Origin of the sequence: Brevibacterium samyangense (assembly GCF_039529845.1) — a bacterium.
Taxonomy (GTDB): Bacteria; Actinomycetota; Actinomycetes; order Actinomycetales; family Brevibacteriaceae; genus Brevibacterium; species Brevibacterium samyangense.
This window is the reverse complement of sequence record NZ_BAAANO010000013.1, coordinates 18,208-35,439: the sequence shown is the minus strand read 5'-3', so window position 1 is coordinate 35,439 and position 17,232 is coordinate 18,208. Positions and strand designations below refer to the sequence as shown.

At 67.8% G+C, this 17,232-nt stretch carries 18 protein-coding genes; 4 read left to right on the top strand and 14 right to left on the bottom strand.

From position 1 onward, the window contains the following. The first annotated feature begins 34 nt into the window (after positions 1–34). Positions 35–364: a transposase family protein gene (locus tag ABD172_RS06960; protein ID WP_425546660.1), complete on the top strand. Its 330-nt coding sequence runs from the start codon at positions 35–37 to the stop codon at positions 362–364. Next, positions 295–1,761, top strand: a complete 1,467-nt coding sequence (locus ABD172_RS06955; RefSeq protein WP_344308207.1) for a type I restriction-modification enzyme R subunit C-terminal domain-containing protein — start codon at positions 295–297, stop codon at positions 1,759–1,761. The genes ABD172_RS06960 and ABD172_RS06955 overlap by 70 nt, the downstream gene beginning before the upstream one ends. Before the next feature lie 154 nt (positions 1,762–1,915). Here ABD172_RS06955 and ABD172_RS06950 read toward each other — a convergent pair whose 3' ends face one another. The 8 genes from ABD172_RS06950 to ABD172_RS06915 form a co-directional block, all read right to left on the bottom strand. Next, positions 1,916–2,836, bottom strand: a complete 921-nt coding sequence (locus ABD172_RS06950; RefSeq protein WP_344308205.1) for a zeta toxin family protein — start codon at positions 2,834–2,836, stop codon at positions 1,916–1,918. Positions 2,837–2,883: 47 nt separating this feature from the next. Continuing rightward, positions 2,884–3,153 carry a hypothetical protein gene (locus tag ABD172_RS06945; RefSeq protein ID WP_344308203.1) on the bottom strand — a complete coding sequence of 90 codons (270 nt, stop codon included), beginning with the start codon at positions 3,151–3,153 and terminating at the stop codon, positions 2,884–2,886. Between the two features lie 50 nt (positions 3,154–3,203). Further along, the gene (locus ABD172_RS06940; RefSeq protein ID WP_344308201.1) at positions 3,204–3,824 is read right to left on the bottom strand and encodes an L-threonylcarbamoyladenylate synthase; all 621 of its coding nucleotides are present in this window, start codon (positions 3,822–3,824) and stop codon (positions 3,204–3,206) included. Positions 3,825–3,940: 116 nt separating this feature from the next. Then, positions 3,941–5,251, bottom strand: coding sequence for an AI-2E family transporter (locus ABD172_RS06935; RefSeq protein WP_344308199.1), 1,311 nt, complete (start codon positions 5,249–5,251; stop codon positions 3,941–3,943). Further along, complete coding sequence (gene der / locus ABD172_RS06930; RefSeq protein WP_344308197.1) at positions 5,248–6,771, bottom strand: ribosome biogenesis GTPase Der; 1,524 nt, start codon at positions 6,769–6,771, stop codon at positions 5,248–5,250. Before der ends, ABD172_RS06935 begins: the two co-directional genes overlap by 4 nt. Further along, a complete protein-coding gene (gene cmk, locus ABD172_RS06925; protein ID WP_344308195.1) occupies positions 6,764–7,465 on the bottom strand; it encodes a (d)CMP kinase in 702 nt (233 codons plus the stop codon). Before cmk ends, der begins: the two co-directional genes overlap by 8 nt. Then, positions 7,462–8,625, bottom strand: coding sequence for a prephenate dehydrogenase (locus ABD172_RS06920; protein ID WP_344308193.1), 1,164 nt, complete (start codon positions 8,623–8,625; stop codon positions 7,462–7,464). Before ABD172_RS06920 ends, cmk begins: the two co-directional genes overlap by 4 nt. Next, complete coding sequence (locus tag ABD172_RS06915) at positions 8,622–9,461, bottom strand: pseudouridine synthase (RefSeq protein ID WP_344308191.1); 840 nt, start codon at positions 9,459–9,461, stop codon at positions 8,622–8,624. Before ABD172_RS06915 ends, ABD172_RS06920 begins: the two co-directional genes overlap by 4 nt. Positions 9,462–9,720: 259 nt before the next feature. Here ABD172_RS06915 and ABD172_RS06910 point away from each other — a divergent pair, with 259 nt between their 5' ends. Both ABD172_RS06910 and ABD172_RS06905 read left to right on the top strand, forming a co-directional pair. Beyond that, a complete protein-coding gene (locus ABD172_RS06910) occupies positions 9,721–10,467 on the top strand; it encodes a hypothetical protein (RefSeq protein WP_344308190.1) in 747 nt (248 codons plus the stop codon). 260 nt (positions 10,468–10,727) lie between these two features. Next, complete coding sequence (locus ABD172_RS06905; RefSeq protein WP_344308189.1) at positions 10,728–11,318, top strand: PKD domain-containing protein; 591 nt, start codon at positions 10,728–10,730, stop codon at positions 11,316–11,318. A 96-nt stretch (positions 11,319–11,414) separates the two neighbouring features. Here ABD172_RS06905 and scpB read toward each other — a convergent pair whose 3' ends face one another. The 6 genes from scpB to pyrG all read right to left on the bottom strand — a co-directional run bounded on the left by scpB (position 11,415) and on the right by pyrG (position 17,099). Next, the gene (gene scpB / locus ABD172_RS06900) at positions 11,415–12,077 is read right to left on the bottom strand and encodes an SMC-Scp complex subunit ScpB (RefSeq protein ID WP_344308187.1); all 663 of its coding nucleotides are present in this window, start codon (positions 12,075–12,077) and stop codon (positions 11,415–11,417) included. Continuing rightward, positions 12,074–12,832, bottom strand: a complete 759-nt coding sequence (locus tag ABD172_RS06895; RefSeq protein ID WP_344308185.1) for a segregation and condensation protein A — start codon at positions 12,830–12,832, stop codon at positions 12,074–12,076. The genes scpB and ABD172_RS06895 overlap by 4 nt, the downstream gene beginning before the upstream one ends. Positions 12,833–12,849: 17 nt before the next feature. Next, positions 12,850–13,731 carry a ParA family protein gene (locus ABD172_RS06890; protein WP_344308183.1) on the bottom strand — a complete coding sequence of 294 codons (882 nt, stop codon included), beginning with the start codon at positions 13,729–13,731 and terminating at the stop codon, positions 12,850–12,852. Between the two features lie 84 nt (positions 13,732–13,815). Next, complete coding sequence (gene xerD, locus ABD172_RS06885) at positions 13,816–14,778, bottom strand: site-specific tyrosine recombinase XerD (protein ID WP_344308181.1); 963 nt, start codon at positions 14,776–14,778, stop codon at positions 13,816–13,818. Beyond that, on the bottom strand, positions 14,779–15,429 hold the full coding sequence (locus tag ABD172_RS06880) for an NUDIX domain-containing protein (protein WP_344308179.1): 651 nt from the start codon (positions 15,427–15,429) through the stop codon (positions 14,779–14,781). An 8-nt stretch (positions 15,430–15,437) separates the two neighbouring features. Beyond that, positions 15,438–17,099: a CTP synthase gene (gene pyrG / locus ABD172_RS06875; protein WP_425546667.1), complete on the bottom strand. Its 1,662-nt coding sequence runs from the start codon at positions 17,097–17,099 to the stop codon at positions 15,438–15,440. Positions 17,100–17,232: the final 133 nt, after the last annotated feature.

Genomic DNA, 17,232 nt, shown 5'->3' with positions numbered 1-17,232 from the left:
GTTCCTACACAAACCATCCGAGAAAGACCTCGACATGCACCACGGTACCTTCGATCCAGTCGATCTTGCTGCTTTCACGAACCTTCACGAACTCGGCCTGCACGCGACCGGTCAGCGCATCACTGCCTCGCGGGCGTTCCTCGAGTGCAGGCTCACCACCCCTGATCCGTGGTGCACCTTGTGCGGGTGTGAAGGAATCCCGCGCGGGACTCGCACCCGCAGGCTCGCCCACGCTCCGTTCGGACACCGACCCACCACGGTCATCCTGCGGATCCGCCGGTACACCTGCTCCGGATGCGGACGATTCTTCACCGAGGACACCACCTGCCGGGAATCGACGTCCCCGAGGTCGTCAACCTCGTGATGTTCAAGCCCGTCCACTCGAAGACGAAGTTCTGGCAGATGGTGGGGCGCGGCACTCGGCTTCGGCCCGATCTCTTCGGCCCTGGCCTCGACAAGACCGGGTTCAAGGTCTTCGACTTCTGCGGCAATCTTGAGTACTTCGGACAGGACCCGGCCGATGTCCGCTCGTCCCCCTCACCGTCCGTGTCCACGCGAATCTTCGCCGCCCGTGCGAGGATCATCGGCGCGATCGATGATGCGGGTACGGGTCCAGGTGTTCCCGAGGCCCCCGGCGCACCGGCCCTTCGTGCACTCGCCGTCAGTGCCCTCCGCGGTCGGGTGAACGGGATGACGGCCGACAACCTTCTCGTGCGCAAACACATGCGCGAGGTCGAACGGTGGCAGGAGGACTCAGCGTGGACCTCTCTGTCGAACGGTGATGTCGACTCACTCATCGAGGACGTCGCGTCACTTCCGTCGACCGACGAAGACCGTTCTGACGCGCAGGCGAAGCTCTTCGACCTCTCGCTACTCACCCTCCAGCTGGCCGTCCTCACCGGTGAGGAGAACGGCGCGGATTTCGCAGCGCGCAGGGAGCGGATCCGCACGCAGGCGGAGAACCTCCTCTCGCCGACGAAGCAGCGGATCCCGTCCGTGAAAGCCGTGCACGATCTGCTCGTGGAGATCGCCGACGCGGAATGGTGGACGGACGTCACCGTCATGGAACTCGAGAACGTCCGGGCCAAACTTCGCGGCGTCATGAAGTACGTCGATACGATTCTTCGCAAAGCAGTGATCCTCGACTTCGACGACGAGGTGGTGCCGTCCGAGGCCGGTGCGGACGGCCTCGGCGGGACCGGGTTGCCGGGTGCCGGTGGAGCAGCCGTACCGCAGGGAACCCCGGGCGTCGACACGGCGAAGTTCGAGGAGAAGGCCCGTGCCTATCTGAAGGCGCACCTCGACACGCTCGCAGTACAGAAGCTGTATCGGAATCTCCAGCTCCTTCCGCACGACCTCACGGTGCTGTCCGGGATTCTCGTCGACAACGGGATCGGAACACCCGATGACGTCGCGGCGGCGTCCGGGGAAGGGCTGGGAATCTTCCTGCGGCGGCTCGTCGGACTCGACAGGCAGGCGGTCAACGAGGAGATCGAGCGGTTCATCGCCGGCCGGTCACTCACCGACGTCCAGCTGCATTTCCTGCGCTTCATGATCGACCAACTCACGGCGAACGGCGTCATGGAGATGCAGCAGCTCTTCTGCCCGCCGTACACCGGGCTGCACTCCGGTGGCCCCACTGCGGTGTGGAGCGATGACGACATGGAAGGGCTGGCCGAGGTCATCGACATCTTCCGCGCGCGTGCGGCGGTGGATGACAGTACCGAGCCGACTGAGCCGCTGCACCGGTTGGAGGCGTGAGGTTGTACCGTCCCTGCCGCGTGCAGAAAAGCAAAACCCCGGCCGTGTGATCGGCCCTCCGCACAGGGCTACAGGGACGGTTCCGGGGTGTTCAACATCAACGGTACGAGATCCGAGCGAGAAGCGCGAACCGTATTCCGCGGAGTTCAGCACGCTAAGGCAGGCCGCGCCTCGGTGGTTCCCCCACGGCTGATGAGCCGAGTTCGCGCACGACCTCTCGAGCACGCTTGGGGTCCTCGGGATAAGCGCGGGCGGCGAGGGCCGGCGCATCGACCGTCCTCACACGGTCGAGCGTCGCGAGAAGATCACGGTCACGTTGTCCCAGCTCGTGTACGCGCGTGATCTGTTCCGAGGCCAGGGCGATCCACGACTGTGCGGCCGTCGGCGTCATCTGATCGACAGCACGCGCGCCCTCGAACGCGACAGCGGCCTCCGCGCCTGCGCTCTGCAGCCCGTCATCGCGGATGCCGAAATAGCTTCGATCGAACAGCACCGTTCCGGCCCGATCCTCGATAACAAACCGATCAACGGCCCCGGATGCCACCAGGCGTTCGACCGTAGTCACAGCACGGGCGAACGCCTCGTCGTGCGCCGCCGACGGTGTCCACCGGCCTACGCCATTCGCTTCGACCTGACCCGTGTAGCGCTCGATCATCGACAGACGCGAAACCTCGTGCGGCACCGCGACGACACGGAGCTCGACGACGTAACCCGACTGCCGGAAACTCGCAATCGTCGATGCCATCGCGTCCGGCGACCGCAGCGTGGTCTCGATGAGCACATCTGCGCGCTGCTCACGCAAATACTCCGCCGACATGCCGATCCATGTCCGCGAAGCGTGAGCCGTCGCCGCGGGCATTGACAGGGGGTCCTCCCTCATGAGCCGAGCATAGGGAGGATGGAACTGCCGAAGATCGTCGCCAATGATCGGCACCAGTGAAGGTCGCGCTTGTGATGCGCGTTCATTCGCTCGGCTCTTTCCCGCTCCCGGTTGACCTCCCGTATAGACGAGAACGGGCGGCCATTGCTGACCGCCCGTGAACGACGAACGTTCTGCATCGAGATAAGGGATCACACGTCATTCGAACCGCGCTTTCAACTCTTCCGCGGTGAGTTCGGCGCTCATGCGAGGACCGGAGCGTGCAACGGCATTTTCTCCAACTCGACCCGCAACTTCGCCGTGTGCGCTTCAATCGCGGACCGGCTATCGGGATCGACGGCTCGAACCTCGCGCATCACCCGAAAATGCTCGGCTTGCCAATGAGCTTCGTCTGCCTCGGTCGCCGCCTGGTCCATCCACTCGACGTAGCGGCCACTGAATTGCGTCGCCAGCTCACGCATGACGTCGTAGAGCATGGGGCTGAAGTCACGGTCGTCGTTCTCGACACTCATGGAGACTCCCTTCCTGGGCTGCTACAAGTTGACCGGTCGGCCGTGCGCCTCTACAGGAACCGGCTCACGTCGCCGGCGCCCTCGCGGCGGACCTCCACTCCCCCACCGGTGAAGTCGATGACCGAGGTCGGCACGGTACCGGGCACACCGGAATCGACGATGATGTCGACCTCGTGCCCGATCGCGGCGTCGACATCGTCCGCGTGCGTGAGCGGATCCTCGTCACCCGGCAACAGGAGCGTCGAGGAGAGGATCGGTTCGCCCACCTGCGCAACGAGGGCGAGTGCCGTCGCGTTCTCCGGGATCCGAGCGCCGACCGAATGCTTCCTCGGATTCATCATCCGGCGCGGGACCTCCTTCGTCGCCTTCATGATGAAGGTGAAGGGGCCCGGAGTGAGCGACTTGATCGTCCGGAACGCGTGGTTGTCGACGACGACGAACTGCCCGAGCTGCGCGAAGTCATGGCACATGAGCGTGAAATGGTGCTTCGAATCGAGCTTCCGGATCCGGATGATCCGCTCGATGCCCGCCTTGTTGTCGAGCGCGCACCCGAGCGCATAGCAGGAATCGGTCGGGTAGGCGACGAGCCCGCCGTCGGCGAGCACATCTGCCACCTTGGCGATGAGCCGGGGCTGTGGGTTGTCGGGATGGATCTCGAGGATTTCGGCCATACCTCACTGTAGGCGCGAAACCGCGGCCCCGGCACCACCTGCGGGGAACTCGCTTTTGTCCCCAGATCGCCCGAACGTTCGGTGGGTCAGCGTACTTTCCGGAGGAACGCCTCGGACTAGCTCTCGGACGCTCTCTCGTTGACGACCGGGAACTCCCCGGTGGCGGGGACGACGACGTCGCGGCGCCTCGGCCGGTGCATTCCGGGCACCCGGGTGCCGTCCGCCCCCGCCTCAGCTGACGCCTCTCCCCCGTCATCGGCCGACGGCACCGTGCCGTGCACCCCGGTCACGGCCACGGCCTGCCGGGAGGGAAACCCGATCGCGCCGCGCACCGGCAGACCCGAACCCGTCGTGAGGTCGGAGGCGATGAGGTTGTTCACCCAGGTCGCACGCGGGTCCGCATCGACGAGGAACGCCTTGACGAGGAGCGTCGACGGCAGTGCGAGGAGTGCGCCGAGGGGGCCGAGCACCCAGGTCCAGAAGAACAGCGAGAGGAAGGAGATGAAAGGCGTGACGCCGACGGACTCGCCTGTGAACTTCGGCTGGATGATCGATTGGATGACGAAGTTGAGGACGCAGTACGCGATGACGACCCAGAGGGCGTCGATCCACCCGCCGTCGATGAGCGCGATGAGCGCCGGCGGGACGAGCCCGACGATGAAGCCGACGTTCGGGATGTAGTTCGTGAGGAACGCGAGGACGCCCCACACGAAGAGGAGCGGGACTCCGATGATCGCGAGCGCGACCATGTCGAGGACGGCGACGATGAGGCCGAACACCGTGGCGACGACCCAGTACCGACGGACGCCGTCGGCGAAGGAGAACATGGCGGCGGTGAACTCGGGGCGCACCCGACGGGTCATCGCGACCCGCTGCGGGAAGGACATCGAATCCATCGCGATGAAGAACACCGCCATGATCGCGGTCGTGAGGAGACCGACGACCGAGGTCGCATTGCTCAGCACGGAGGTCGCCACACCGGTGAGGCTCGAGAAATCGAAGTTCTCGAGCTGATCGGCGATGTACTCCGGGCTCACACCCCACGAGAGCACGAGCGCGAGCAGGTCGTTCCACACCTCGGTGAGCTGCTCGGTGTACTGCGGCATCACGAGCACGAGTTCTGCGAGGCACCACACCGTGATCGTGAAGAACCCGACGATGATGACGAGGACGATGAGCACCGTCACCATCGCCGCGAGGAACCGCGGCACCCGCGCCGCCTGCAGACGCCGCTGCACGGGGTACGCGACGATCGCGAGGTTGAGCGCGAGGAACACCGGGGCGATGAGTTCCTGGATCCCGCTGACGAACTGGACGGCGAACGCCAGGCCGGCGAGCCCCAGGACAACGAGGAGGAACCGGGGCCACGGCGCAGCCGGTGAAGAACCGGGCCCGCCGTGCTTCCCGGTGTCCACCTCGTCGGTCACTTCCGCTTCCTCTTCTCCCGGATCCTCATGCTGATCTCGATGGGGGTGCCCTCGAAGCCGAAGGTCTCCCGGAGACGGCGCGCGATGTACCGGCGGTACCCGGGGTCGAGGAACCCGGTGGTGAAGAGGACGAAACGCGGCGGACGGTTCGACGCCTGCGTGCCGAACAGGATGCGCGGCTGCTTACCGCCACGCAGGGGGTGCGGGTTCGCGGCGACGAGTTCACCGAGGAAGGCGTTGAGGCGGCCCGTCGAGATCCGGGTGTCCCAGCTCTCGAGCGAGGTCGTCATCGCCCGGACGATGCGATCGGTGTGCCAACCCGTCATCGCCGAGAGATTCACGCGCGGCGCCCAGGACACGTGCGCGAGATCCTGTTCGATCTCCCGCTCGAGCTGCCAGCGCCGGTCCTCGTCCATGAGGTCCCACTTGTTGAAGACGATGACGAGGGCCTTGCCGGCCTCCGTCACGGTCTTGATGATGCGGACGTCCTGCTCGCTCAGGCGGGCGTTCGACTCGAGGAGGACGAGGGCGACCTCGGCCCGTTCGATCGCGGTCTGCGTGCGCAGGGCCGCATAGAAGTCCGCACCGGTGGACTGCTTGGCGCGCTTGCGGATGCCGGCGGTGTCGACGAAACGCCACTGCCGACCCCCGAGTTCGACGAGTTCGTCGACCGGGTCACGGGTGGTCCCGGCGAGGTCGGAGACGAGCACGCGCTCGGACCCGACGAGCTTGTTGAGCAGCGAGCTCTTGCCCACGTTCGGCCGGCCGACGAGGGCGACGCGGCGCGGTCCGCCCTCCTCCCGCTTCTGGTCGATCGCGGAGACTTCGGGCAGGGTCTCGAGGGCGACGTCGAGGAGGTCGGCGACGCCTCGGCCGTGCATCGCGGAGACCGGGTGCGGTTCGCCGAGCCCGAGGGACCACAGTTCGGCGGCCTGGAGCTCACCGCGCTCGTCGTCGACCTTGTTGGCGACGAGGATGACGGGCTTCTTCGAACGGCGCAGCATGCGGACGACGTGTTCGTCCGTCGCGGTCGGTCCGGTCGTCGAGTCGACGACGAAGAGGACGGCGTCCGCGAGGTCGATCGCGATCTCCGCCTGGTCCGCGATCCGCGAGGCCATGCCATTCACGTCGATGTCCCACCCTCCGGTGTCGACGAGGGTGATCTTCCGACCGCCCCAGAACGCCGAGTAGCTCACCCGGTCACGGGTGACACCGGGGACGTCCTCGACGACCGCCTCGCGGCGGCCGAGGATGCGGTTGACGAGCGTCGACTTGCCGACGTTCGGGCGGCCGACGATCGCGAGGACCGGCGGAGCGCCCTCGTCGACCTCGTCCTCGTCCTCGAACCCGTGGGCCCGCAGGAGGGAGAGGTCCTCCTCCTCGAGGTCGTAGTCCTCGAGGCCCGAGCGCAGGGCCTCCGCACGCTGGGCCGCATCCTGTTCGTCGATCGCGGCGACGCGGCTCGCGAGGTCCTCGTCCGGTGCGGCGTCGAATTCTTCGATGTCCGGGGTATCAGCCATTGTCGGTTCCCTGCTCTCCTGCCGCCGCCTGTGCCGACTGCGCTGCCTCGACGAGGCCGAGCACGGCGGCGACGGACTCCTCGAAGGTGATGTGGGTGGTGTCGAGCGTGTGCACGCCGTCCGAGGCGGTGAGGAAGGACGTCGTCGCGGAGTCCTTCGCATCACGGTCGGCGATCTGGGCACGGGTTGCGGCGATGGCGGCGGCGTCCGCCCCGCCCGTGTTCTCCTTCGCGCGACGGGCGATGCGCACGGCCTCGTCCGCCGTCATGAGGATGCGGACGGGGGCGTCCGGGCTCACGACGGTGGTGATGTCGCGGCCCTCGACGACGATGCCCGGTGCCGTGGCGGCGATGACGTCGCGCTGCATCTGGATGAGTTCGTCCCGGGCGTCCTGCACCGCGGAGACGACCTGCACGTTCGTCGAGACCTCCGGGGAACGGATCTCCTCGGTCACGTCGATCCCGTCGACCAAGATCTCCCGGACGTCGGGGTCGGTGGAGATCTCGAGATCCGCGCCGCGCACCTGCTCGACGACGTCACCGGCGTCGGTGACGCCGCGTGAGAGGCACAACCACGCCATCGCGCGGTACATCGCTCCGGTGTCGAGGTATCCGTACCCGAGGCGCCGCGCGACCTCGCGCGAGACGCTCGACTTGCCGACGCCGCTGGGTCCGTCGATCGCGATGACTGTCATCGTTGTCCTTCTTCCGTAGTCGTCCCGACTAGTGGGGAGTCGTGAGTGGCAGTGGTGGAGCCGCCTGCGGGGTCCTCCGCGGCGGCTTCGAGTTCCGATTCGGGCACCCACCAGCCCCGGGCCGTGAGTCCCTCGACGAGGGCGTGGGCCTGGGCCGGGAGCACCGAGATGTCGACGCTTCCGAGCATAATGCCCGGCGCGTGGTCCATCCGCACGTCCTCGACGTTGATGCCGAGGTCCCCGACGTCCGCGAAGAGCCGCGCGAGCGAACCGGGTTCGTCGTCCATGTACACGGTGATGTCGGCGTACTTCGCCGGTGCCTGTCCGTGCTTGCCGGGGATCCGATCGTGGCCCTCGTTGCCGGCGGCGATCGCACCCGCGAGCGTGCGGAGGGCGCCGTCGCGCAGATCGAGAGCCTCGATGACGGCGTCGAGGTCCGCGCGGATCCCCTTGAGGACCGTGGCGACCTCAGGGGCATTGCCGGCGAGGATCTGGGTCCACAGTCCCGGATCCGAGGCGGCGATGCGGGTGACGTCGCGCAGACCCTGCCCGGCGAGGGCAACACCCTCGTCCGGCATCTGCCGCAACTGGGCGGCCATGAGCGAGGCGACGACCTGCGGGGCATGGGAGACCCGGGCCACGGAGGCGTCGTGGAAGTCCGGGTCGAGGTGCGTGACGACGGCGCCGACCGCCTCGGCGATGGCGACGACCTGCGCGAGGCGCTCGGGTGGGGTGTCCTCGTCCGAGCACACGACCCACGGTCGGGCCGTGAAGAGGTCGGCACGGGCGGCGATCGCGCCGGAGCGTTCACGCCCGGCCATCGGGTGCGAGCCGATGTACCGGTCGAGATCGGGCCGGCCGACGTTCCGCCGGACCGCCTCGAACACGGCGGACTTCACGCTCGCGACGTCGGTGACGGTCGCGTCCGGCCAGCGACGCAGTGCGTCGACGATCATGGGGCCGGCGACGTCCGGCGGAGTGCACACGACGACGACCGCGGGAGCCTCGGGATCGGAGACCGTCCCGGCGCCCATGTCCGCGGCGAGCCGCTGCGCGGTCGGCGAGGCGTCCGCGAGGGTGACGGTCCACCCGGCGCGGGTGAGCGCGAGTCCGAGGGACGTGCCGAGAAGGCCCGTCCCGATGACGTGTACTCCGGTCACAGCCCGACGGCCTCCATGAGCGCGGTGATCTCGTCGGGACGGAGATCGCGCATCTTGCCCTGGCGCTGTTCGGCGAGGTTGATCGGCCCGAACTTCGTCCGCACGAGGCGGGTCACCGGGTTGCCGACGGCCTCCATCATGCGGCGCACGACCCGGTTGCGGCCCGAGTGGAGCACGATCTCGACGAGCGAGTACCCGGGGGTCGCGTCGAGGAGCTTGAAGGAGTCCGCCCGCGCGATGCCGTCGTCGAGTTCGATACCGGCCTTGAGGCGGGCGCCGACGTCCTTCGCCACCTGCCCCCGCACCTCGACGAGGTACGTCTTCTGGATCTCGTACCGCGGGTGCGTGAGGCGGTTCGCGAGTTCGCCGTCGTTCGTCACGAGGAGCAGGCCCTCGGTCTCGTAGTCGAGGCGCCCGACGTGGAACAGCCGCTCGTGGCGGTTCTTCAGGTAGTCACTGAGGTTCCGCCGGCCCTCGGGGTCGCTCATCGCCGAGACCACCTGGCGCGGCTTGTTGAACGCGAGATACACCTTGTCGGTGTGCGCGGTGATCACCATCGAATCGACGTGGATGCTCTGGGCCTGCGGGTCCACGCGGGTCCCGAGTTCGCGGACGACGACACCGTCGACCTCGACCCGACCGTCCTGGATGAGCTGTTCGCAGGCACGCCGGGAGCCGAGGCCGGCGTCCGCGAGGACCTTCTGCAACCGCACCCCGTCCTGGCGGTGGACGTCCGGGTGCGGACCGGCGGACTCCGTTGCCGCCTTCATCGCCCGCTGCTTGCGGGTGGGACGCTTGGACTTGTGTCCGGGAGAACGCGGATCTGTGGGTTTCATGGTTCCTATTCTCGCATCCATTCGGACGCCGAGGCGTGTATCCGGGCCCGGAGCGACCCAGGTCTCATTCCTCGCCGGACAGGGACGGGTGACGACCGACGGCAGCACTTTGCCGTCCGAGGCACGGAATGAACCGGTGCCGAGAGAGCAAACCGCTGGAACGGTCCAGTCGCCGAGCGGCTCACCCCCGGCGGTGGCTTATCCACAATTTACGGATGGAGTCTGTTCCTGCCCGAGGCCCGTCGCTAGTGTCGTGGCCATGACCCCGCCGTGCTCCCCGAACTCGCGCCCAGCTTCCGAATCCGCCGCCATCGGCCTGTCCGCGGGTGGACGTGCCGCCGCGGGTCTGGCCGTCGTACTCGCTCTCGCTGCGTGCGGCACCCGCGATGCGGAACCGCACGCGCTCGTCACCCCGACCACGTCGGAGGGCACGTCGGAGAGCACGTCCGTCTCGGTAGCGCCCGGCGTCGACTCCCCCGCCGAGGCGCCCCACACCTCCGGCACCGGCGTCGACTCCGATCGCGGCGGCGACGGGGCAGGCCGCGACGACACGGGTGATGCGCCGGAATACACCACCGACCTCGCGCTGTCGGTCAAGGAGAAGGAAGCCGCCGACGCAGCGGTGACCGCCCTCGAGGAATACATCGCGGTGTCGAACGAGGTGTTCAGTTCCGGCGGCGAAGGAGCCGAGAAGTTCGAGAACGTCGCGAGCGATGCGGTCCTTCTTGAAACCCAACAAACAGCGGCCGACCAGCGTGACAAGGGCACGGTGTTGGAGGGCGAGATCTTCCATGTCAGCCAGGCCGTCAGCTACGTCGATCTCGAGATCGCTGATGAAACGCCGCTTCCCTTTGTCGTCATCGAAGGTTGCGTACCAGAGGCCGCATACACATTCTCGAATAACCCTGAGTTCACCGCCGCTTCGCTTTTCGAGTACGTTGCAGCGAAGTACGACGATCAGTGGCTGATCTCAGAACAAGCCCTAATCGGAGATTCGTGTTCATGACCCGTTCCGCCCGAGCAGTCATCATTGCGCTGATCCTGATGCTCGGCATTACGACTTCGTTCATCCCTGTGCCAGCGTGGGGAGTCCCTTCTGGAGGCTGTGGGTTCGGCCCGAGAACCGGTGGCGGCTGTGGAGTCGAGAGCAAGTTCCAGCCTCCCGCACGCTCGTCTGCGAACGACTCATCAGCTGGAGGCGTATCCAGTAAGAATTCCGAAGGTGGCTCGACCAGTTCCGGATCGGCAAGCTCCTACGACGGTCCCATGCAACAACTCGACACCATGTGCGGGATCGTGAACGTCCCTTCCACCGGCGAACCCGTCGCCTACCTCTGCGATCCCACCGAGGACGGCGGTCCTGCACCCGAACCCGTCGTTCTCCCCTGGATCACCACCACGGACTTCCAGTCCTTCGACATCCCCGCCAGCGACTTCCACGCCGTCCCCGCCTCCTGGGCCGTCACGAATCGCGAAACCGGTTTCTACGCCGACGGCAACACCCGCTACATCGACCTCGAACTCCTCGGCTTCCCCGTCCAGGTCCGCGCCACACCCATCCGATACGAATGGGACTTCGGCGACGGCACCACCTACTCCACCACGAACACCGGCGGCACCCCCGAAACCGTCGACGAGGCCACCATCACCCACAGCTACACCGAACCCGGACCCGTGACCGTCCGACTCACCACCGTGTACTCGGGCATGTTCTCCATCGCCGGCGGCAACTGGATCATCATCGAAGGCACCGCCTCCGTCGAGAGCGAACCACTCCCCCTCGAGGTCTTCCGCTTCCACAAATACCTCGTCGACGAGAACTGCCTCGAGAACCCCGACGGCCCCGACTGCGGCTGACCCCGTCCCACCGGCGAACGACTCGTGCCGGCGAACGACTCCTGCCGGCAGCGCAAAGCCCTGGATTCGCCCGCCGCCGAGGCGCACGGACCGCCCTCATTCCTCGCCCGGCAGGTCCTCCTCGGACGGGAGGAAAGGAGCGATGTCGGGGAGGTCCTCGAGCGACTGCAGTCCCATCGTTGTGAGGAACTCGGGCGTGGTGACATAGCGCGTCGCTCCGCTCACCTCGTCGACCCCGGACTCGACGACGAGGCCGCGCAGGAGCAGCGTCCGCACGACACCGTCGACGTTGACACCGCGGATCGCGGAGATCCGGGCCCGCGTCACCGGCTGGCGGTAGGCGACGACCGCGAGGGTCTCGAGAGCGGCCTGGGAGAGCTTCGACGTCGCTCCCCCCAGAACGAAGTCCTTCACCACATCGTGGTGCTCGGCCCGCGAATGGATGCGCCAGCCCCCGGCCACCCGGCTCAGTTCGAACCCGCGAACCCGGCCGTCGAGGTCACCGTCGTAATCGGCGGACAGGTGGGCGAGCGCGTCCGCGATCGCCGCCGCCGGGATGCCGAGTGCCGGTTCGAGGTCGTTCGGTTCGAGCGGCCGATCGGCCACCATGAGCACCGCCTCGAGAGCGGAGAGCACCTCGGGGGTGACGACGCCGGCGCGCACACCCTGTTCGGCCCCGGTGAGCTCGGTGGACCCCGTGGATCCGCCGGCCCCGGCACCCGTACCGGGGCCGGTACCTGCACTGCTGTCGGTGGTCATGCGGCCTCCTTCTCGGTCGCCTCGACCCACAGCTCCCCGAGCGGGGACGACTGGTCGAGAGTGCACAGGCGGGCGGAGAACAGTTCGAGGAGCGCGAGGAAGCGCCCGATGACGATGAGCGTCGACTCCGCGTCCGCAACGAGCTCGGTAAACTCCGTGCGCCCGTGTTCCTGCAGGTGGGAGAGCACGATCGCCCGTTGTTCGGGCACGCTCACCTGCGGCAGGTGGAGGTGTTCGGTGCTCACGGTCGGTGGCATGTGGTCCCGTTGGAGCACCGCGGCCATCATCTCCGCGAGCACCTCGGGGCCGGCGGTCATCCGCAGCGGCGGCAGCAGTCCGCGGAACTCCTCGGGCGGCCCGATGCGCCTCGGCACCTTCGCACCGGCGGATTCGAAGGCCGCCCGGAGCACCTGGGAGACCGCCTTGTACGCGCGGTACTGGAGGAGCCGGGCGAACAGCAGGTCACGCGCCTCGAGGAGGTCGAGATCGAGTTCGTCCTCGACCTCACCGCCGGGCAGCAGTCGCGCGGTCTTGAGATCGAGCAGGGTCGAGGCGACGAGGAGGAACTGCGAGAGCTCCTCGAGGTTCTCCCTCCCCCGCAGCCCGGCGACGTACGCGAGGAACTCGTCCGTGACCTCGGCGAGGGCGACCTCGGTGATGTCGAGCTTGCGCTTTGCGATGAGCCCGAGAAGGAGGTCGAAGGGTCCCGAGAAGTTCTCGAGATCGACGTGGAACCCGGTGGTCCCGGTTTCCACCTCGTCCGTGCTGGTGCTCAGGGCGCCCCTCCGCGGGCCACGAGTTCCCGGGCGAGACGGCGGTACGCGTCCGCACCCGGGTGGGTCGGGGCGAAGGTCGTGATCGGTTCGGCCGCGACGGAGGAGTCGGGGAACTTCACGGTCCGGCGGATCGCAGTCTCGAAGACCTTGTCACCGAACGCGCTCACGACGGACTGGATGACCTCACGGGCGTGGAGCGTGCGCGGGTCGTACATCGTCGGGAGGATGCCGTCGATCTGCAGACCGGTGTTGAGACGGTCCTGGACCTTCTCGATCGTCTCGACGAGGAGGGCGACGCCACGGAGGGCGAAGTACTCGGTCTCGAGCGGGATGATGACACCGTGCGCGGCGGTGAGCGCATTCACGGTGAGCAGCCCGAGCGAGGGCTGGCAGTCGATCATGATGACGTCGTACTCGTCGGCGACCTTCTCGAGGACGCGCGCGAGCACCTGCTCGCGGGCCACCTCGCCGACGAGCTGGATCTCCGCGGCAGAGAGGTCGATGTTCGCCGGCATGACGTCGACGTTCGGCGCCTCGGTGTGCACGATGACCTCGTGCGGGTCGAGGCGCGGCGACATGAGGAGGTTGTAGACGCTCTTCTCGAGCTCGTGCGGGTTGATCCCGAGGTTCACCGACAGGGCACCCTGCGGGTCGAAGTCGACGAGCAGCACCTTCCGGCCGTATCCGCCGAGCGCCGCGCCGAGGTTCACGGAGGACGTCGTCTTGCCGACACCGCCCTTCTGGTTCACCATCGCGATGATGCGCGCAGGGCCGTGGGACTCGAGAGGTGCGGGTTCAGCGAAGACCGTCCGCGGACGTCCGGTCGGACCGAGGTCCTCGGTTCCCGGGATATCCAACTTCTGCTGAGAGTCGACCACGGAGGTTCCCCACCCTTTCTGTCCGTCGAATGCGCTCGTCACGAACGCACTCACGATGAATGCACTCCACACTATCGCGCCCGCTCAGTGTCTCGCGCGCGGGTGGGTGAGGGCGTACACCTCCCGGAGCGTGTCCCCTGTGACTTTCGTGTAGATCTGGGTCGTCGTCACGGAGGAGTGCCCGAGGAGTTCCTGGACGACCCGGATGTCGGCGCCGCCCTCGAGCAGGTGCGTCGCGAAGGAATGACGCAGCGAGTGCGGGGACACGTGCCCCTCGAGACCCGCGAGTTCCGCGGTGTGCACGAGTGCCGTCCACGCGGACTGCCGGCTCAGCCGCCCGCCCCGCCGGTTGAGGAACACCGCCCCCGCTCTGTCCCGCGCGTGGACACCACGGGCGCGCGCCTTCTCGAACTCCGGCCTGCCCCGGACGATCCAGGCACCGAGCGCGTCCCGAGCCATCGACCCCACGGGCACGAGGCGTTCCTTGTTGCCCTTGCCGTACAAGCGCGCGACACCCTCGCTGAGATCGAGATCGTCGATGTCGAGACCGACGGCCTCGGAGATCCGGGCGCCCGTCGCGTAGAGGAACTCGAGGAGGGCACGGGTCCGCAGCTGGGCCGGTTCGTCCCCCACGACGGCGCCGAGGAGCCGTTCGACCTCGGAGACCGAGAGCGCCTTCGGCAGTCGCTCGGTGTCCGAGGGGGGCGCGACCTCGGCGCCGGGGTCCGTGGGCGTGCGGCCCTCCGCGTGGAGATACGCGTGGAGCCGCCGCACCGCGACGAGTGTGCGGGCGCGGGAGCGGACCGCGAGTCCGGACTCCGCGAGCACCGCGGAGAAGGTCCGGATGTCGTCCTCGCCCACCGCGGCGAACTCCCGCACGTCCTGCTCCGTGAGCCACGTGAGGTACTTCGCGAGGTCACGGGCGTACGCGTCGAGTGTGTTGAGCGAGAGTCCCCGCTCGAGCTCGAGGTGGGTGAGATACGCCGAGGCGTCACGCAGGAGACCGGCCGGCGCCTCGGGCAGGAGTTCGGTGCCGTGGCGCGCCACTCAGGCCCCGTCCGGCAGCGGGGCGACCTCCCGCGCCGGCCACGGTGCGTCCGCCGGGCGCAGACCCGTCCACCCGCGGGCGCGGGCGTGATGGGCGTGGAGGATCGCGAGGGACGCGGTGGCGTTCGCGATCCGACCGCTGAGGACGGCCTCGAGCGCCTCGTCGAGGGGGACCCAACGGGGCACGATGCCGGACTCCTCGGCATCCCGGGCGAACGCCTCGGGCAGGGCGCTCACGTCCCGGGCGAGGAAGATCCGGATGCACTCGCTGATCCCCCCGGGAGAGGACAGCTGATCGGTGAGGACGTGCCAGTTCTCCGCCCGGAGGTCGGCCTCCTCCGCGAGTTCGCGGGAGGCGGCGAGCCGGGGTTCCTCCCCCGCCACGTCGAGGAGACCGGCCGGGATCTCCCACTCCCGCGCACGCACCGGGTGACGGTACTGCTGGATGAGGAGGATCCGGTCGGTCTCGTCGATCGCGGCGACGGCGACGGCCCCGGGGTGCCGGACGAAGTCCCGCGTGAGGGGACGGTCGCTCTCGGGCAGGACGAAGGTCTCCCGGACGACGTCCCACACGAGTCCCGTGTACACGGTCTCGTGGTCGCGGATCTCGGGGACTCCGAACGTATCGGCGAGCGGCGCTTCGTCCTGCACGGCGGCGCTCAGCCCTTGCGTGCGAGAGCGGCGGCGGCGAGACCGGCGAACAGCGGGTGCGGGTTCGTCGGACGCGAGCGGAGCTCCGGGTGCGCCTGGGTGGAGACGTAGTACGGGTGGACGTCCGCCGGGAGCTCGACGAACTCGACGAGCTCACCGTTGGGCGAGGTACCGGAGATCACGAGTCCGGCCTCCTCGAGCTGCGGACGGTACGCGTTGTTCACCTCGTAGCGGTGACGGTGACGTTCCTGGATCTCCTCGGAACCGTAGGCCTGCGCGGCCACGGAACCCGGCAGCAGGTTCGCGGTGTAGAGGCCGAGGCGCATCGTGCCACCGAGGTCGCCCTCACCGTCGACGATGTCGAGCTGCTCCGCCATGGTCGCGACGACCGGCGACGGGGTCTCCGGGTCGAACTCGGAGGACGAGGCATCGGCGATACCGGCCTCGTTCCGCGCGTACTCGATCACCATGCACTGGAGGCCGAGGCACAGACCGAGGGTCGGGATGCCGTTCTCCCGGGTGTACCGGAGCGCACCGAGCTTGCCCTCGATGCCACGGACTCCGAAGCCACCGGGCACGCACACGGCGTCGAGGCCGGCGAGCTGTTCGGCGGCGCCCTCGGGGGTCTCGCAGGTGTCGGAGGCGATCCAGCGGATGTTCACCTTCGCATCGTTCGCGAAACCACCGTGACGCAGGGCCTCGGTGACGGAGAGGTAGGCATCCGGCAGGTCGATGTACTTGCCGACCAGGCCGATCTCGAGCGTGTGCGCGGGGTGGTGGACGCGTTCGAGGACCTCGTCCCACTTCGACCAGTCGACGTCGCGGAAGGGCAGGCCGAGCTTGCGGATCGCGTAGACGTCGAGTCCGCCGCCGTGGAGGACCTTCGGGATGTCGTAGATGCTCGGGGCGTCGACGCACGGCACGACTGCCTCGGGGTCGACGTCGCAGAATGCCGCGATCTTGCCGCGGATCGAGTCCGGGAGTTCCCGGTCGGCGCGGAGCACGATCGCATCGGGCTGGATACCGATCGACCGGAGGGTCGCGACCGAGTGCTGCGTGGGCTTGGTCTTGAGCTCGCCGGAGGGGGCGATGTAGGGCACGAGCGACACGTGGACGAAGATGACGTTCTCGCGTCCGATGTCGGTGCGGATCTGACGGGCCGCCTCGAGGAAGGGCTGCGACTCGATGTCGCCGACGGTGCCGCCGATCTCCGTGATGATGACGTCGGGCGCCTCACCGTCGGTGCGGTTCGCCTGCGCCCGCATGCGTTCCTTGATCTCGTCGGTGATGTGCGGGATGACCTGCACGGTGTCACCGAGGTATTCACCGCGGCGTTCCTTCGCGATCACCCGCGAGTACACCTGACCGGTGGTGACGTTCGCCGAGGCGTCGAGCGGACGGTCGAGGAATCGCTCGTAGTGTCCGATGTCGAGGTCGGTCTCCGCGCCGTCGTCCGTGACGAAGACCTCGCCGTGCTGGAACGGGTTCATCGTTCCCGGGTCGACGTTGAGGTACGGATCGAGCTTCTGCATGGCCACCTTGAGGCCCCGCTGCGCGAGGAGGTGTCCGAGGGACGAAGCCGTGAGTCCCTTGCCCAGGGAGGACACGACGCCTCCCGTGACGAAGATCTGCCGTGTTGTCTTCTGCTCGCCTGAGCTCAACCGATTCACCACGGACCACTATTCTAACAGGCCCGATCCGTCCGTGGGTGGGGTCGGAATGAATGCCGCGACACCTTCCCCGGCGGCTGCTCCCGCCGCACGCCCCCTGCACGTACACGCGCCGAGGCGCCGCGGAGGTGAG

Excerpts from the sequence above, each read along its gene's own strand:
- ABD172_RS06905 (WP_344308189.1), top strand. The coding sequence starts at position 10,728 with ATGCAACAACTCGACACCATGTGCGGGATCGTGAACGTCCCTTCCACC.
- ABD172_RS06960 (WP_425546660.1), top strand. The coding sequence starts at position 35 with ATGCACCACGGTACCTTCGATCCAGTCGATCTTGCTGCTTTCACGAAC.
- ABD172_RS06945 (WP_344308203.1), bottom strand. The coding sequence starts at position 3,153 with ATGAGTGTCGAGAACGACGACCGTGACTTCAGCCCCATGCTCTACGAC.
- ABD172_RS06915 (WP_344308191.1), bottom strand. The coding sequence starts at position 9,461 with ATGAAACCCACAGATCCGCGTTCTCCCGGACACAAGTCCAAGCGTCCC.
- ABD172_RS06955 (WP_344308207.1), top strand. The coding sequence starts at position 295 with ATGCGGACGATTCTTCACCGAGGACACCACCTGCCGGGAATCGACGTC.
- ABD172_RS06940 (WP_344308201.1), bottom strand. The coding sequence starts at position 3,824 with ATGGCCGAAATCCTCGAGATCCATCCCGACAACCCACAGCCCCGGCTC.
- ABD172_RS06910 (WP_344308190.1), top strand. The coding sequence starts at position 9,721 with ATGACCCCGCCGTGCTCCCCGAACTCGCGCCCAGCTTCCGAATCCGCC.
- scpB (WP_344308187.1), bottom strand. The coding sequence starts at position 12,077 with ATGACCACCGACAGCAGTGCAGGTACCGGCCCCGGTACGGGTGCCGGG.
- cmk (WP_344308195.1), bottom strand. The coding sequence starts at position 7,465 with ATGACAGTCATCGCGATCGACGGACCCAGCGGCGTCGGCAAGTCGAGC.
- der (WP_344308197.1), bottom strand. The coding sequence starts at position 6,771 with ATGGCTGATACCCCGGACATCGAAGAATTCGACGCCGCACCGGACGAG.